The 17588-nt window shown below is 31.4% G+C and carries 14 protein-coding genes; 12 read left to right on the top strand and 2 right to left on the bottom strand.

Features of this window, described 5'->3' with window-relative positions; all coding sequences use genetic code 11:
* The first annotated feature begins 744 nt into the window (after positions 1–744).
* The 11 genes from BM319_RS17370 (at position 745) to BM319_RS17320 (ending at position 13923) form a co-directional block, all read left to right on the top strand.
* The gene (locus BM319_RS17370; RefSeq protein WP_091023845.1) at positions 745–4917 is read left to right on the top strand and encodes a S8 family serine peptidase; all 4173 of its coding nucleotides are present in this window, start codon (positions 745–747) and stop codon (positions 4915–4917) included.
* 171 nt (positions 4918–5088) lie between these two features.
* Entirely contained in the window at positions 5089–6159 is a 1071-nt protein-coding gene (locus BM319_RS17365) for a GerAB/ArcD/ProY family transporter (protein ID WP_091023843.1), read from the top strand.
* Positions 6156–7622, top strand: coding sequence for a spore germination protein (locus BM319_RS17360; RefSeq protein ID WP_091023840.1), 1467 nt, complete (start codon positions 6156–6158; stop codon positions 7620–7622). Before BM319_RS17365 ends, BM319_RS17360 begins: the two co-directional genes overlap by 4 nt.
* Before the next feature lie 8 nt (positions 7623–7630).
* The gene (locus tag BM319_RS17355; RefSeq protein ID WP_091023837.1) at positions 7631–8752 is read left to right on the top strand and encodes a Ger(x)C family spore germination protein; all 1122 of its coding nucleotides are present in this window, start codon (positions 7631–7633) and stop codon (positions 8750–8752) included.
* A 110-nt stretch (positions 8753–8862) separates the two neighbouring features.
* Positions 8863–9582, top strand: coding sequence for a hypothetical protein (locus BM319_RS17350; RefSeq protein WP_286143814.1), 720 nt, complete (start codon positions 8863–8865; stop codon positions 9580–9582).
* A 41-nt stretch (positions 9583–9623) separates the two neighbouring features.
* Positions 9624–10190, top strand: coding sequence for a bifunctional adenosylcobinamide kinase/adenosylcobinamide-phosphate guanylyltransferase (gene cobU / locus BM319_RS17345; RefSeq protein ID WP_217648352.1), 567 nt, complete (start codon positions 9624–9626; stop codon positions 10188–10190).
* A 10-nt stretch (positions 10191–10200) separates the two neighbouring features.
* Positions 10201–10941 (top strand): adenosylcobinamide-GDP ribazoletransferase, encoded by a 741-nt coding sequence (cobS, locus tag BM319_RS17340; RefSeq protein WP_091023833.1) that lies wholly within the window; start codon positions 10201–10203, stop codon positions 10939–10941.
* A complete protein-coding gene (locus BM319_RS17335) occupies positions 10938–11537 on the top strand; it encodes a histidine phosphatase family protein (RefSeq protein WP_091023831.1) in 600 nt (199 codons plus the stop codon). Before cobS ends, BM319_RS17335 begins: the two co-directional genes overlap by 4 nt.
* A 14-nt stretch (positions 11538–11551) precedes the next feature.
* On the top strand, positions 11552–12049 hold the full coding sequence (locus BM319_RS17330) for an ECF transporter S component (protein WP_025568888.1): 498 nt from the start codon (positions 11552–11554) through the stop codon (positions 12047–12049).
* A complete protein-coding gene (locus BM319_RS17325; protein ID WP_091023829.1) occupies positions 12030–12800 on the top strand; it encodes a hypothetical protein in 771 nt (256 codons plus the stop codon). Before BM319_RS17330 ends, BM319_RS17325 begins: the two co-directional genes overlap by 20 nt.
* 34 nt (positions 12801–12834) lie before the next feature.
* Entirely contained in the window at positions 12835–13923 is a 1089-nt protein-coding gene (locus BM319_RS17320; RefSeq protein ID WP_091023828.1) for a DNA alkylation repair protein, read from the top strand.
* A 56-nt stretch (positions 13924–13979) separates the two neighbouring features.
* Here the strand turns inward: BM319_RS17320 and BM319_RS17315 are convergent, their stop codons facing one another.
* Both BM319_RS17315 and BM319_RS17310 read right to left on the bottom strand, forming a co-directional pair.
* A complete protein-coding gene (locus tag BM319_RS17315; protein ID WP_091023826.1) occupies positions 13980–14852 on the bottom strand; it encodes a hypothetical protein in 873 nt (290 codons plus the stop codon).
* 386 nt (positions 14853–15238) lie between these two features.
* Positions 15239–16489: an MFS transporter gene (locus BM319_RS17310; RefSeq protein ID WP_091023824.1), complete on the bottom strand. Its 1251-nt coding sequence runs from the start codon at positions 16487–16489 to the stop codon at positions 15239–15241.
* A gap of 494 nt (positions 16490–16983) precedes the next feature.
* On the opposite strand from BM319_RS17310, the gene BM319_RS17305 reads away from it, so the two are divergent.
* Positions 16984–17358 (top strand): hypothetical protein, encoded by a 375-nt coding sequence (locus BM319_RS17305; RefSeq protein ID WP_091023823.1) that lies wholly within the window; start codon positions 16984–16986, stop codon positions 17356–17358.
* Positions 17359–17588 lie beyond the last annotated feature (230 nt).

Here is a 17588-nt window from a genome sequence, read left to right as displayed (position 1 = left end):
TAAATTGGGGAGCGTGCAAATAAATATTCGAAAACTGCAAATAAAATTATCATATCTACAATTAAAAAAGTCCAATCTGCAAATAAAAACAGTGGAACGGCATATAAAGCCATAAATTTTAATTAAATTGAGTGAAAAATCATAGATAAGTAAAAAGATAAATTCAAAATGACCAAAAACAGAAGTAACGTCCAATGAAACAATCGAAAAGTACAAATTGAGAAGTCAAAAAGCATTCTTTTAGATTGTCACAAACATTCGTTTTCTTCGTTACTCTTTACCTTTTAAAGATAACCCCGCCTTTTTCCTTTCTCGTTACTTTCCACAAAAAATGTGTTAATTTATGACCATTTTAAATGAAAAACAGCCCTAATAAATGATGGAATAAAATATTGTAAAATAGTTTTTTTTTTCAATTAGTAAGAAAAAGCGATCATCCCGAGGTTTATTTAAAACCATTAAAGTTCATTTAAAAAGTAAACGTTTTCAAATAACTAACTATTTCTTTTAAAATGATAGAAAAATTGGGTTATTTCGATTGTTTTTCACCGGAGAATTTAGAAGAATCCTGTCGAATGTAGAGAGCGATATTTCGAACTATTGGTAAATTAGGGGAGGGATAACCCAATTGACCGAAAATTGGAAAAAAATGATAATAAATGTAGAAAGTAAATTTGATGTAAAAAGGTAATATGATTTTCATTGAATATTACTTTAGATAAGAAAAAGCCAGGAGGAAGAAGAATGGGGAAAAGAGTAAAGAAAAGTAAGTTTGTATCAGGCTTTACCGTATTAGCTCTATCATCTAGTGTTGTTGTTGCACCGATTGCACATGTAACAAATGTTTCAAAGGCAGCAGGGAAAACGAAGACAGAAACAATACTTGCAAATTTAACTTCCCAGCAACGAACTGCATTAAAACAAATTTCAACGAATGAATCGACAGGGCTTCAAATCTCCTCAGACATAGATCAAACGACTACCAAACAAACCTCAGTTATTGTAGAGTTTGCAAATAAGCCTGCGAAAGTGGCAAAAATTGAGGCGCAAGTAGAAGGTAAATCATTAACTGAGACACAAGCAGGGAAATTAGTTGATCAAGATCATGCTACTTTTACTGCAGAAGTGGGACAAGTTCTTAAAGATGAGAATAATAAAAAGGTAGATTTTAAAATTAAACATTCATATAAAAATGCCTTTAACGGCGTTTCAATGAGTCTACCAGCAAATCAAATTAAGAATCTATTAAAATCAAAAGCAGTTAAGACTGTTTGGAGTAACGAGAAGTTCTCTATTGACCCTCCAAAGGAATCAGATAAGAATAGCGAGTTAAAAGCAGACGAATCGAAAGTAGCAAACTATACGCCATATGATGGCTTGGATAAGCTACATGCTGAGGGCTATACAGGAAAGGGCATTAAAGTTGGTATTCTTGATACAGGTATTGATTACAACCACCCAGATTTAAAAGGCGCATTCAAAGGTGGATATGATTTTGTAGATAATGATAATGATCCAATGGAGACTACCTATGCTGATTGGGTAAAAGCTGGTAAACCAGGTTCTGCAAATGGAGCTGATTATTATACTGAGCATGGTACTCATGTAGCAGGTATCATTGGTGGACGTGGCGCGTCAGATAGTGAATACAAACAGGTTGGTGCAGCACCAGAATCTGATATCTATTCATATCGTGTACTTGGACCTGGTGGGGTTGGAACAAGTGAAGCTATTATCGCAGGTATTGATAAAGCAGTAAAAGATGGCATGGATGTGATTAATATGTCATTAGGTGCGTCGTTAAATGACCCGCTTTATGCAACTTCTATCGCGGTTAACAATGCTGTATTAAGTGGCGTAACGACTGTCGTAGCTGCAGGAAATGATGGAGACAAAATGGACACGTTAGGTTCACCAGGAGCGGCTGCATTAGCATTAACTGTTGGAGCTTCATCTGTTGCCATTGATCTTTATCAATTTAATGGAACACAGGATGGAAACAAATACAACTTTAGACAATTAGCTCAAAATTATTCTGATAATTTAACGACATTAAAAGGAAAAACCTATCAACTCGTTGACGTAGGGTTAGCAAATCCAACTGATTTTACAGGAAAAGACTTAAAAGGCAAGATTGCTTACATACAACGTGGAACGATTGCTTTGATTGATAAAATTAAAAATGCAAAAGCAGCTGGCGCAGTTGGTGTATTAATGGCTAATAATATTGATAACCAAAGTGAAGGAGCAATCCAAGCATTCTTAGGTGAATCAGTAGATGCTATTCCTTCATTCTCCGTATCATATGAAGAGGGATTAAAAATCACAGCAGCGGTTAAAACAGGTAAAAATGAAGTTTCTTTTGGTGATTATACTAAGCTACAAACAGCTTCAGATGAATTAGCGACATTTAGTTCAAGAGGACCTTCACGTGTAAACTATGATATCAAGCCAGAAGTGACTGCTCCGGGTGTTTCGATTCTTTCAAGTGTACCATTTTATGTAAATAATAAAACAGGTGATGGATCAAAGCCTGAAGATTATAAGTATGCATATGAGCGTATGTCTGGAACATCAATGGCAACACCATATGTAGCAGGTGTATCTGCACTATTACTTCAATCAAATAAAGACTTACAACCAGAAGATATCAAATCAATCCTAATGAATACTGCTGATCCCCTATCAAAAGCTTATAGTGTATTTGAAGTAGGTAGTGGACGTGTAGATGCATATGAAGCAATTCATTCAAATGTAGAATTAGAAGTTGTTGATAAAACACCAACGATCGTAAATGGCAAAGAAAAACTAATTAATGAGTTAACCGGTGGGATGAGCTTTGGTTCATATGGATTTGATAATATTGATATTGCAGATTCTCGTAGTGTTACTTTAAAAAATCGTAGTGAAAAAGCAAAAACATTTAGTGTTGACGTGAAATATCAAACTGGATTAAGAGGATCTAAGGATGCAGCTTCTAATAATGTTACACTTTCAGGACCTACATCAGTTAAGTTAAATGGAATTAGCTCGAAATCAATTAAGTTTAATTTAAACATTCCAAAAACTGCTGAAAAAGGAACATATGAAGGTTATGTTACATTCACGAATACATTGGATCCAACTGAACAATATCAAATTCCGTTTGGTGTTCGTGTAGTTGAAGAGGGGATCCAATCATTTAATTTATTCAACCCACTTTATTCAAATAAAATTACGAATCCAACTTATGCGTATCCATTTATTGATGGAAGTGTTTCTCTAAAAACACATATGAAATCATTAGATGTTATCGTTCAAGATCCAACAACAGGTCAAGACTTAGGGATTATTGGTTCATTTAATACAGCAGTAATGAAAGAAGATGTAGTGTACAATATTGGACGACTTGTTGGTGCATATTATTTCCCATTCACTGGAGATGCGACAAACCCAATTAGCAGTAAATATGAATTATTTAAACCAGGTCACTACAAATTAAGACTAGTTGGTGTGAGTGAAAGTGGAAAAACATTTGCTGAAGCTAGAGACTTTATGTTGGAATATGCTGTTCCGAATATGACTTCAAGCTTTGACAAGTTAGATCAAAAGGTTATTGAGTATAGTGATAGTCAACTAGATAAAAATGGACAAATGTTATACGACTTCAACATTAATGTAAATGATCCAGAAATTGATGAAGCGAAAAAATACGGTATTAAAGCTGATCAATCAGATAACACAATTGTTTATACTTATAATTCTTTCTTCCCATCATTACCGATTAACGTAGATAAAAATGGGGATTATACTGATCAAATTTTAGTTGATAGTAAATATTCAGTATTACCTTTAACATTCTATGGAATGGATGCTGCATTAAATCCAACTGCACAAATTAGAATTGCTTTTGTAAAAAATACAACTCCGTATTATTACTTAAAAGCGAATAAGCAAAACATTGTACCTGGTGATACTGTAAACTACTCTGTAAAAGCAAATAATATTAGTAACTTAAAAACTACTAAATTAACTCTTCAATTGAATAATAAACAGGGGATCATTGACAATATTCTAGTAAATGATGAAGTTAAAAAATATGGAGACGCACAAGTTTCAGTAAAAACATCTCCTACTACTTGGGATTATATTACGCAATATGACTTTACTTTTACTTACTCAGGTTCAGCTAAGTTACCAGAGGATACTCAATTATTTAATTTCGATATAAAAACAATCGATCAATCATTTACAACAGGTCCAGCGATTAACTTCTCAGGTAACGGTACATCTACAATCGATACATCAAATGTTGAAACGAAAAACGTCTACACTTATATTGAGGGCTACAATGTAAAACCTACAGTTTCAAAACTAACAGGGACACTCCAAGTTGAAGGAGCAAAAAACCCTCTAACAGGTGAAACAAACTATGCGATTGATCAAAGTAAATTAGGTGCAAAAATTACATTAACATCGTATGATGGAAAAACTGTTTTACAAGCACCAATCACATCAAAACAAGGTGACTATGCATTTGATGGTGTTAAACTAGACAATAAACCTTACACATTATCTGTAGATGTACCAGGTCACTTTACAATGAATAAAACAATGGATAATTTATTTGATAATATCCGCGGTGATTTAATCGGTAAGCAGTTACGATATTTATTAGATATTGCACCTGCTGGTGATGCAAATAAAGACGATGTAATCGATGTACTAGATGCATTAGCTGTACAAACTTACTGGGGTACAAACAAAGCATCTGCTGACTTTAACTTTGATAAAGTAGTTGATGCAAAAGATATGGATTATGTAGTGAAGAATTTTGGATTACAGAATTCAACAGTTCCAAATCCTCCAAAAGCAAAAAAATCATATAAAGGTGCTACATTAGATAGTATTTTTACAGAGTTAGGATTGAACAAGTAATAAGATTTTATAAGCTTATTAAGCAGCCTTCTCCCGATTATTTTTTGGGAGAAGGCTTTTTTACTTACTTTTAAGACAATTATTTTTTTATAAATAAATTGGGAAAAATATACATAATGGATATGTCGTTGGGTTAATTTAAATGAATAAGGAGTTATAGGGAGATTGTTTATGAATAAAAAGTTAATTCATTCAGTTCATATCTATGTATTACTCATCATGTCAACAGGATTTATGCTACATGTATTTATCATTCCAAGTATATTGACATCTTCACATCGAGATTCATGGGTAACAACAGTTACTAGCGTAATCCCATTTATGATTTGGATTGCTTTAGTTTTCTATTTATATAAAAAGTTTAAAAATGAAGACATTTTATCTGTCATGTTTAAAGTATTTTATAAACCAATTTCTTACTTATTATCGATCATTTTCGTCATTTACTTTTTAATGACTGCTTTTATAACTTTTCGCTTTACTCTTATTTGGGCTTATACAAACTATACTCAAGACATTCCCTTGTTCGTTGTCGTGTTTTTAATTTCTGTTATATGTTTCTACGCCGCATATACTGGTATTCGTTCGATTTGTACAATCGCTTTTATCATATTACCAATCGTTAGCTTGTTTGGATTTACTGTCGGAATGGGGAATGTAAAGAATAAAAATTACGCTTTATTATTTCCTATATTTGAACATGGATATCATGATTTTTTTCATGGTTTTATTTATTCGTGCTCAGGTTTTTTTGAAATCATTTTTATTTTATTTTTAAACTCATATTTGAAAGACAAAGTTAAATCAAAATGGTTATTCCTGGTTGGCCTAATCTTATTAATGTTAATTTTAGGTCCACTTACAGGAGCTATAATGGAATTTGGACCGCATGAAGCAGAAAAAATGAGAAATCCAGTTTATGAACAATGGAAGCTACTAACTTTAGGAGAAAATATTACTAGACTAGATTTTTTATCGATTTTTCAGTGGCTGTCTGGAGCTTTTATTCGAATTAGTTTAAATCTATTTCTTGCAAACCATATTATTAATTATACTGGGCGAAAAAAATGGAGTTTACCAGTCCTTTCACTTATTTTACTAGTTGGGGCAATGATTCCTTGGAATGCAACTTCCTTTACTAATTTTTTACAAAATTATTTTTTCAAATTTAATTTATGTTTTTTACTTTGTATGATGTTCATTTTATTAATCATGTCAAAATTAAAAGGTGATTCAGCATGAAAAAAGAATCAACTAGAACGGATCAACATGATTTATTAGTGTTTCTTGAATCTTTTAATCATTCATCAGATATAGCTTTTAGAACAAAAAAATTCAAAGATGGCGAAAAATTGCATGTTGTAGTTATAATGTTTTGTCCAAATTTGATTGATATTCAATATAGTAACAAAATTATTACCGACATTTTTGATATGATACATAAGGAAGATCAATTCAACTTTGAGTTACTAAGTAATATTGTAGAAGCTAAAAAGTTAAGATCCGAAGTTAATATAAAGTCAGAAGTGGAAGAAAATCTATTTTCAGGTAATCTAGTCATTTTTAATTCTTACTACAATGAGATTTTCTTTATTCCTGTGGCGAATCCACCTAAAAGAGCTCCAGAAGAATCAAATTTGGAAAATTCGATTCGTGGACCAAGAGACGGTTTTGTTGAAAACGTTTCTGATAATATGGCATTAATTCGTCAAAGACTGAAGACTTCGACTTTAAAGAGTATAGAGTTTAATATCGGTGTACGGAGTAGGACGAAGGTATTGCTAGTTTATATTGAAGATATTATAAATCCAGCAATTCTATCGGAAGTAAAAAAACGGCTAAGTTCAATAGAAAAAGATGTGGTTGTTAGTAGTTATGAAATAGAAGAGGCATTATATGACCAGCCATTCTCTATTTTTCCACTTCTTGATAATATTGGTAGACCTGATTTCGTTGTTCAATCCTTAAATCAGGGTAGGTTTGCGGTACTTGTTGACGGTAATCCGACATGTTTAATCGGTCCCACCAATTTAAACCAACTTGTTTATTCGCCCGAAGATATACATACGAGTTTTTATTTTGTCAATGTGGTTCGCTATCTTAGAATAATTGCGATGTTAACGACAATATTTTTACCAGGATTCTATATTGCATTGGTGACCTATCATATGGATCAATTACCATATCCTTTTCTCGCTACGGTCGCGATGTCTAGAAATGGATTACCGTTTTCAACACCACTTGAAGCTTATTTAATGCTAACATTTTTTGAATTATTTAAAGAAGCAGGTATACGTTTACCCAAGGCAGTGGGACAAACAGTAGCGGTATTAGGTGGATTATTTATAGGTGATGCTGCAATTCGTGCAGGACTAACTTCTCCAGCTATGCTTGTAATTGTGGCACTTACTGTTATTTCTGGTTATACATTAATCAATCAAAATATTGCAGGTAATATAGTATTCCTTCGCTTTTTTATTTTATTTTTATCATCAACATTAGGATTAATTGGCTATTTTACAGGCTTTTTTCTACTTATTACAATGATGGTTTCATTAGAAAGTATAGGGCAACCATATATCACACTATTTTCGGTACCAAGTATTTCAGACTTTTTTAGTGTATTGATTAAAATTCCACAAGAATATAAGAAAAAGCGAAATCAATCACTCCATCCAGTAGATATAGACCGTCAGAAGGAGTGACGAATAGAATGAAAAAATTACTAATCTTTCTATTGATGTTCTCTCAATTATTCATATTAACAGGTTGCTGGGGTGACCGGACGATAATCGATCAAACATTGATTACAGGTTTTGGAATTGATTTTAAAGATAATCAGTATATTGTAACGGTACAAGCACTTAACTTTTCAAATATTGCAAAACAAGAAGGAGGAGCAGTACAAGTCCCAGCACCTCCATTAATAGGGCAAGCAAAAGGAAAAACGATTCAGTCAGCATTCAATATTATAGAGGAACGGTCACCCATCCCGTTATACTATGGTCATGTCAGTAGTATTATTTTAAGTAAATCAGTAATTGAAAATAAGATGAATGAAGTCAATTCGTTTATTAGTGGACGTCCTCTATTAAGATATACAGTGTGGATTTATGGAACAGAAAGAAATATAAAAGATATTTTCGCAAGCCAAAGTTTTTTCAATTTACCATTTTTATATACTGTCGTAGATAATCCAGATGAAAGAAGTAGAGGTAGTTTGATTTTACTTAGCCTAAAGTTTCATCAATTTATCTCAAGATATACTCAACCAGTCGGAACAATTTTAATCCCATTATTAGATATTGATGAACAGGTTTTTAAAGAAAAAAAAGAAGAAAATGATAAAGTGGCTTTTATAAATGGTGCCTTTGCCATATCCCAGAAAAAATTTAAAGGTCAATTAACGTTAAAAGATTTAAATTCACTTAATTATATGAAGCAAGAAAATTACAGTACGACTCTTTTGCTTAAGAAAGACAAAGTTAATTTAGAAGTCAGAAACTCTAAAGGGTCAGTTAAAGTTATCAAGGGTGGTAAAAAGCCAAAATATATTATCAAAGTAAAGACAGAAGTAGCAATTTCTCAAAATGAGAATCTTTTAAGTAACAAAGAAATTAGTTCTAAAGCGAATAAAAAGATAAAAAATGAAATATTAAAAACGATTAAGAAGGGGGAAGAGCTCCAAGCAGATCTTCTTAATATTTCAGAAAAGCCGTACCGTTTTAATCGACATGATTGGACTATTAAAGCTATGAACGATGTAAATATGGATTCAATCAAAGATATTAAAGTACATGTACGTATATTAGGAAGTAAGGCCTATAAACGATGAAAGAGTATAAAAAAGAAGGTTGATTTTTATCGTTAAACCTCCTTTTTTATACTCATTTTTATTCAAAAATGAATTATGATAGAAAGGAACTGAATAAAAGGAGAAGGGCTATGAATGAAAGAGTAAAAGATATTTGGTTTCCAGGTCGTTGGTTAGGTGGGTTCTCTCTAATAGTAGGCCCGATTTTTATGCTTATAGGTGTTATTTTAAGAAGTAAGTTTCATTTCTTCTTCCCTGACCAGCTAGAAGCATATAAAGCTCATCCAACTTTATTATTTTTTTCTTATAGTTTCTTTATTGCTGGGAACGTTTTATTGTGGCCAGCAGTAATTTCACTTTGTAAATTAATCAGTATTAAGAAGCCAAATTGGGCAGTATGGGGAGGAAGTTTTGCGATATTTGGACTTTTTGCTCGTACTTTTCATGCTGGGGTTGACCATCTAGCTTTTCAAATGGTTCGAATTTTAGGTGTGGACACGACAACAAAAGTTATGGAGCAAACTTATGGAGCGTTTCATATATTCCATAGTTTTTCTCCTCTGATCATGTTTGGCTGGATTATTTTAGCAATTGGCTCATATCGCGCTAAAGTGTTAGGGTTAATTCGTTCCGTAATGTTAGGACTTATGAGTTCATTACCATTAGGCGTACTAAAAGGTACAACTCCATTCTCGATTTTAGCTACATTGGCACTTTGTATTGCACTTGTACCACTAGGCATAAGAGTTTTAAAAGATGGTCCGAGACCTAGTTTTAAGAAAATAATTAGGTCAGTTATATTAATGCTCATTTTATTAGTTGGTTTATTTGTAATTGGAGAGTTAGGTTAAATAGACCTAGATATTAAGATCTCAAAAAAGGAGTGAAGAGAGTGATTCTTGTAATTGGTGGAGCTCGTAGTGGAAAGAGTTCCTATGCAGAAAGACGAGTAAAAGAGTTACCAACAAACGCAAATGACGTAGTTTATATTGCGACTGCCATACCATTTGACGGAGATATGAATGAAAGAATTAAAAGACATCAAGATGATCGTCCGATTGAATGGCATACTGTTGAACGATATAAACAATTTAATCAGTTAAAAATGAATGAAGCATTTTTACAATCTAAGTATGTTATTTTAGATTGCATGACAGTTATGATTACAAATTTAATGTTTGATTATTATACTGATATTGATTTTGAAACAATTAATAATGAGCAAATAAATAAACTAGAAATAGATATAGAAAATGAAGTGCACGAGTTGGTAAGCGTTTGTGATCAGCAAGGTAAGACATTGATAGTTGTATCCAATGAGGTAGGTTATGGACTTGTTCCATCTTATCGACTAGGAAGGATTTTTAGAGATATTGCTGGGCGTATAAATCAAAAAATTGCTTCGAGAGCAGAAGAAGTTATACTCGTTACAGCTGGTATACCATTAAGAATAAAGTAGGAGTACCAATATGAATCGTTTTAAAATGATCGTCAGTTTTTTTTCAACCATCCCGGTTAAAAATTACGTTTTTATTGAAGCCGAACTAGGAAAAGGAATTAGATTGGTTCCATTAGTAGGTGTGTTATTTGGTTTAATCCTTGTTAGTTTGAATAGTGGAATTTCACTGATATTGGACAAAGAAGCCAATGCATTTCTTATTTTAATAGTCTATTTATTCTTAACAGGTGGATTACATTTTGATGGAGTAGCTGACACGTCAGATGGAATTTTTAGTTATCGTCCAAAAGAAAGAATACTAGAAATTATGAAAGATAGTCGCATTGGCGCATTTGGGGTAATTTCCTTAATTGTTTTATTTTTAGGAGATTGGTTATTTTTATCAAAAAGTACTACATTTGTTATTTTTTTATTTCCGATTATTGGAAGATGCATTGCTTTATTTACATGCAGAATCAGTACTTATGCTAGAAATGAAGGATTTGGAAGCCAATTTATAATCGAAGCCAAAAAATCTAATTCATTATTTGTTCTAATTGTCTATCTATTACTTATTTGTGTAGGCAGTATTTTAATCAATGAAATAGCCATTATTTTTGCTGTATGTGTCACGTTTATTTTTATTACTTTTGTAACGAAAAGAATCAATCAGAAACTAGATGGCATTACAGGGGATGTAATTGGATTTACAATTGAAGTTTCTCAATTATGCTTTTTAATTTTTGCGGTTATAGGTGAGAGATTAGTATGAGAATATTTTTAATTAGACATACAGAAAGCATTGGAAATAGAAAAAAGGTTTACGCAGGTTTGACTGATTTTGATTTAACAGAAAAAGGTTTAAGTCAAATAGATAGTGTGATAACCCAGTTTACGAAGATGATTGAGCCTACTTCACGCTATACTTTGTATTCTAGTCCACTTCGTAGATGCACTTTATTAAGTGATGCGATTGAAGGTTTAATAGGAGAATCGAAAATAGTTGATTATCGGTTACAAGAGACAAATTTTGGGCAATTTGAAGGGAAAACATATTCTGATCTTTTAAATGAAGTGCCTGAAGTTTTAGAAAAGTGGAATAAAGATTTGATTCATTTTCAAATTCCGAATGGGGAAAGCTTAAAGCAGTGTGCAGAAAGAGTTAATAAATTTTGTCATGACATTAGATCAAAAAACGAAGATGTAATAGTTGTATCACATGGAGGAATTATGAAGCTACTACTCTTAAATTTACTTCATTTAGATTTAAGTCATTTCTGGAAATTTTATACGAGTAATGGATGTATTATTGAAATTGAGCATAATGATGGTTTTGGATTTTTAAAAAATATCATTCAACTAAATTAAGAGGATGGAGAAACTTGAACACAAAAAGAATTGTTTTACTTTCATTATTTATCGCATTAAGTGCAGTACTATCTAATATAAAAATAGTCTATTCTATTGCATTTGATTCATTGCCGGCTTTTCTAGCTGCTATGATGATTTCACCAATAGCAGGCGGGATTGTAGGGGCACTAGGTCATCTTCTAACAGCAATTACGTCTGGATTTCCATTTACAGTACCAGTGCATCTATTTATCGCAATACAAATGCTTGTGATTGTTTGGATTTTTGGCGTATTATTTAAAAAAATGAATCAATACATCGCAATGGTCGTAGCAATTATTTTAAATGGTCCGGTGGCAACATTATTAAGTGGTCTATTAATTGCTTATTTGAATCACTCGTTTACGGCAAAGACGATTAGTAGTTTTTTTATCTTAATGGTTGTGCCATTGACTTTAGCTTCAGCGGCAAATATTGTTTTAGCATTTATACTTCAAAAGGTGATGAAACGTGCAAATTTCAAAATATAGAGATTTAACTTTAATGCATATTGATAAGGAGCGTTATTTTACAATTGCTTGTGATAGCTGCGGTGGAATTGGGATGAGTGAGCTTGATTTCATAAAAGTTGATGAAGAAATTGTAGGGTATTTAACGGCAAAATTATGTTTAGTTGAAACATTAGCATTTCGATCTAAGCCTACTGTTTTAATTAATACTTTATGTGTAGAAATGAACGGAAGAGGTAAGCGAATAATAAAAGGGATTGAAAAAGCGATAAAAGAATATAATGAAGCTAATTTTTATGAAGACAACTTAGAAATAAATATTACTGGAAGTACAGAAGAAAATATTCCAACAAAACAAACAGGTTTAGGTATTACTTTAATGGGAGAAATTTATAATCCGTTTAATAGAAGAGAAGTCATTTCAGGTGATATTGTCATTTTAATTGGTTATCCAAAAGTAGGAAATGAAGTATTAGAGGATTTAAATGAAAATAAAAACGAAATCATCAATTTTAATTCATTAAAGCAATTAATTAAATGCGAAGATGTCGCAGATCTATTACCTATCGGTTCAAAAGGCGTTTTGTATGAATTGAATCTATTAATGGAAACAAATAATATCGATATAAAATTAGTAAATCAATCTAGTATCCCATTACATAAATCAGCAGGTCCCGCGACATGTGCTCTAGCAATTATTAAAAAGGATGCGATTGAAGGATTAAAAAGGCAAATCTTACAGCCATTTACTTTATTAGGTGAGATAATTTAATGAATCTTTTGAAATAAAAATATGGAGAATTAATATGGCAGACGCATTAAAAGATCTATATAACTACGAGTTAATTTCAAAAATTGCAAATGAAATCAGTAATGTTTATACAGATTTTAATCGTGAAACATTTGTGGATAAGGTTTTCGATGAAAGTTGGACAGAAAAAACATTAAAGGAAAGAATGAGACATATTACGATTTGTTTGGGGGAGACACTTCCAAACAAATTTGAAAAATCAATAGAGATTTTAAGTAGTATATTAGATAAATTTCCAAGGGGCCAATTAAGTAGTATTATTTTTCCTGATTATGTTGAAGTGTACGGGTTAGATCATTGGGAAAAATCAATAGAAGCCCTAGAAATATTTACACAGCACTCAACAGCAGAATTTGCTGTTAGACCGTTCATTGTACAAGACCAAGAACGAATGATGACGCAAATGATAAAATGGTCTACTCATCCAAACGAACATGTAAGAAGACTTGCAAGTGAAGGATGTCGTCCAAAGTTACCATGGGGGATGGTTCTAAAAAGTCTAAAAAACGACCCAACTCCAATTCTTCCTATACTAGAAAATTTAAAAGAAGACGAGTCATTATATGTACGCAAAAGTGTAGCGAATAATTTAAACGATATTTCAAAAGATCACCCAACTTTAGTATTAAAGATTGCGAAAGAATGGTACGGTAAAAATCCACATACTAATTGGATTATAAAGCACGCATGTAGAACCCTATTAAAAAAGGGTAATATAGAAGCTTTGACAATTTTTGGATTCCAAACGACTAAAGCAATCCATATAGACCAATTCCAATTACAATCAGACAAGATCGAAATTGGTGGAGACTTGAACTTTTCATTTACGATTCATAGTAACGAACCGACCACTACAAAACTTAGAATCGAATTCGCAATTGATTATGTAAAGTCAAAAGGTAACCGTACAAGAAAAATCTTTAAAATATCCGAAAACACAATAGAAAATGACAAAACATTATCATATAACAAAACACACTCATTCAAAAACTTATCAACAAGAAAGCACTACCCAGGCCAACATAGCATCACAATACTGATCAATGGAGTGGAAAGTGGAACTTATGACTTTACAGTAAGCTAAAAAAGAGATTCCAATCTTTTTGGAATCTCTTTTTTTAAATGAATCTTTTCTGCCATTTAACCCTGTCTCTTGTGCATCATCACATCTTCAGTTAATGGAGTAAAGCCAAGTTTTTCTTGTAATACACTTTTAGGAATTTGTGATTTAGTAATCGTAACTGCTTTAACTTTTCGATTGTTGTTTTCATTATGGATGATCGACATTATATCATAAAAATAAGGTATAGCAGCATCAGTATAAGCTACAGCTAATATTTCTGAATAACCAGTATCTGGTCGTATTGTCATACCGAAATAAGCAATGACTTGATTTTCAAGCTTACATTCAACTGCATAGTCGAATTCAATTGAGCTATAATACTCATTCATCATGGCAACTTGTTCATTTGTAAGAATTTGTTGCTTCATTTTTAAATCTTTCCAAACATTAAATTGAAATTGATCTTTTATCTCATACGAAAATCCAGGAATACTGTGAATTGTTTTTATAAGAAGTGGATAATGAGCACCAACTATTTGTGTACGATTGGTAATGTTGAAGCCTTTTGATAAGAAATAATCTATTTGTTTTGACCACTGTACTCTAAATCGCTGTGCAAATAATTTTCCACCGTATTCTTCACTAACAGCAAATTGATAAACTCTTTCAAACAATTCATCCCGCACAGTATCCTCATACTCAGGTAATACCCATGGATAGCCTAATGAAACAAACTCTCCTTTACCAGAGAAACTCATATAACCGACAAGCTGATCCCCGTCAAAAGCAAAGCATCTAGATTTTTCATTAAACTCAGATTGTTGTTCAAATAATTTTGGAGATAAAGTTGGTTTCCAAGCATATGGTAGAGATTCGGTCATCTTATTCCAAAAATCATACTGCAAATCAAGATCTGTTGGACTCTCATAAAAACGATAATCTATAGTCATATCAATATCCTTTCCTAAATCGTACTAATTTTATAGTATCAAATTAATTTGGATTTGAATCTTTAAGAATAGCCAATTTTACTAAAAAATAACAGTAACTTCTAATAGTGTTAATTTAATAAATATCACATTAATTAAAGTATGATTTTATAGTCATTCTGTTGCCTATAAAAAGAGCATTGATTAAAATGAATAATTTTAATAAAACGATATTTGTAAGTAATGTACAGTTTTGAAGGCTTGATTAAAAGGTGTAATTAATTTTTTGAAAAGTGCAAATAAATCATGCTTATCATATTTTTAATAATAAAGAAGATAATTGAAATAAAGTGGTTTTAAAGCCATAAATAAAGGAGTTCAATATTTTGAACTCCTTTAGATTTATTCTAGAGAGATATTTTATTTTGCTTATAATCTAATTGTTTTGGATGTGCCATTTTATAGGCCATCACGCCAAATAATACTCCCGCCAATCCTCTGAAAATCGTTGAAATAATCATAGCAATATTCATACTGAATGATTCAAGTAAAAAAACACCAAATTGTGGAGCGACGAAGGCAACGATTGAAAGTAGGAAATTATAATTAGCAATATAAGAAGTTCGATGTTCTTCTTCAGTAGCTTCTAATAAGCTATTAAATAATATTAATACGGTACCAGATACAAAAAATCCTGATGTAAAGTTTACGATAAATAAGTATACATAATTTGTTGAAAAAATATTTAAAATAGGTGCAGATGCCATTCCGATTGAAATCCAAATTAATAATTGAGTATTACTATAACGATTTGCCATCTTTGCCCACCAACGAAAGCTAACGATTTGTGAAAGTTGGTTGCTTACAGTAAATAAACTAATCCAAAAAGCAGTTGCATGAGCAAATCTTATTTGATAAATCGAAAATAAAGACCATGCCATTTGCCACGCGAAGTTAAAAAATAGAGCACAAATTAAAAATGTTATATAGGGTTTATACTGAAAGAGATGTTTTGAAAAAGGAGAATAATGATTCGAAATTTCAATTTTTTGCTTCTCCTCTTTATGTTTCAATATATAAAAGAACTCAATCATTCCGAATATAAATGCAAATAAAAAAAGTAATTGAAATGGAAGGGCACTTTTTGGGCTAATGGACTTCATACATATTCCTGCTACAAGCGTTACAATCATACCCGTAAATGTTAGTATTCTATTTCGATTGCCAAAAAATGTGTTCCGACGATCAGCTGGAATTAAATCACCAATAAATGCTTGCCAGCTTAAATTTAGAAATGTGCCAGGGAAATTCATTAATGCAATTAAAATAACAAAAAACCATGCGATATGCTCTGATTTAATAAATGGAAGAAAAACCATTATTAATAGAAAAAAACGTGTAAAGAAAATAGAGTAGGCAGTGAACTTTCTTTTTTCTTCTAACTTATTAACCATAAAAGCAGCTGGGAGCATTGCGGCCATTCCGACAATTGAAGGTAAGGAAGAAATTAAACCAACTTGATAATTGGTAGCACCTAAAATTGCAATAGCAAACAATATAAAATAGTTATTTGATAAACTAATTGCGATTGTAGATGCAGCTCCATTTTTAATGCTTTGGGTTTCATTGTGTAGCACATCTTGTTTACTGTAAATCAACTGACGTTCCTTCTTCCTTTTTTAATTTCATAATTTAGATAAAAAATTCTATTTTAAATTTTTAAATAATTCATTAGAACAATAGCATATTTATTCATTAAATTCTATGTTTTAGAACTAAGTTTAAATGTAAAATAATGGCTTTATTTTGAATGGGAATTTCCATAAATTAGCTATTTATTTCAGAGTTTAAAAATTGCAATTTATAATTATTTTTAATAAACTAGAATAATCTGTCTGATGTAATAAGAATCATATTTTAAACATATTAAATATTGGAAAGAACATTTTTTAATAGTTAAGCCATACTAATATTAGAATTGACGTAAAAATAATTTAATTATTTCATCGTCAATTTTTTATTGCACTTTATGAAATATAATCTGGCGTAGTAGGCAATTCACTACGTCTCTAGACTTCGCCTAAAAAGGCTGGTCAATCGAAGTTTTCTTTATTTTACATAATTATGAATATACGGCAAGGAGAAGAGACATATGTTTTCACCAGTTTACAAAGTAAATGATGATGGAGAAATTTACTTAAGTACAAAAGGTTTTTCAGTAACCTACGACCAATTTAAAGAGGATGAACAAGGGAACGCGTATGTAATCGTAAAAAGCGATGAAGAACCTCTAATTAGAGTAAAACTACTTCTACATAATATTGGTAATGCAAAAACACCAGAATTAGAAGTAAAAAACAAATCTGGATTAGGTCAGGTGGAAATAAGATTACTTCAAGTAAAAATTAAAAAATTCAAAAATGGATGGGGAGCAAAAATTCCTTTATCAAATGGAGAAGTGACGATTAAAGGTGATATACCTAAACACGTCAAGATCCAAGTAGTACGAAAAGTTAAATTATCGTAATTTTTTATTTAATAATAACTAATGATTTAGAGTTCCACTATTATTTTTGTACTTATTTTGTTTATACGTTTATTATTTTAAAAAACTGATTTATCGACTAGTAGCGGGTTATTTAAATTAAAGTATAATCTTCGTTCTATCAGTCCAAAATTGAAATTATATTAATAAAACAATGATTCTATGCTAAAAGCCTGAGTTCTATATAAGAACTTGGGTTTTCTTTTAATCAT

This window comes from Bacillus sp. UNCCL81 (genome assembly GCF_900112535.1).
Classification (GTDB): Bacteria; Bacillota; Bacilli; order Bacillales; family Bacillaceae_G; genus Gottfriedia; species Gottfriedia luciferensis_B.
The sequence above is the reverse complement of the archived record's forward strand: the minus strand, read 5'-3'. Positions and strand labels throughout refer to the sequence as shown.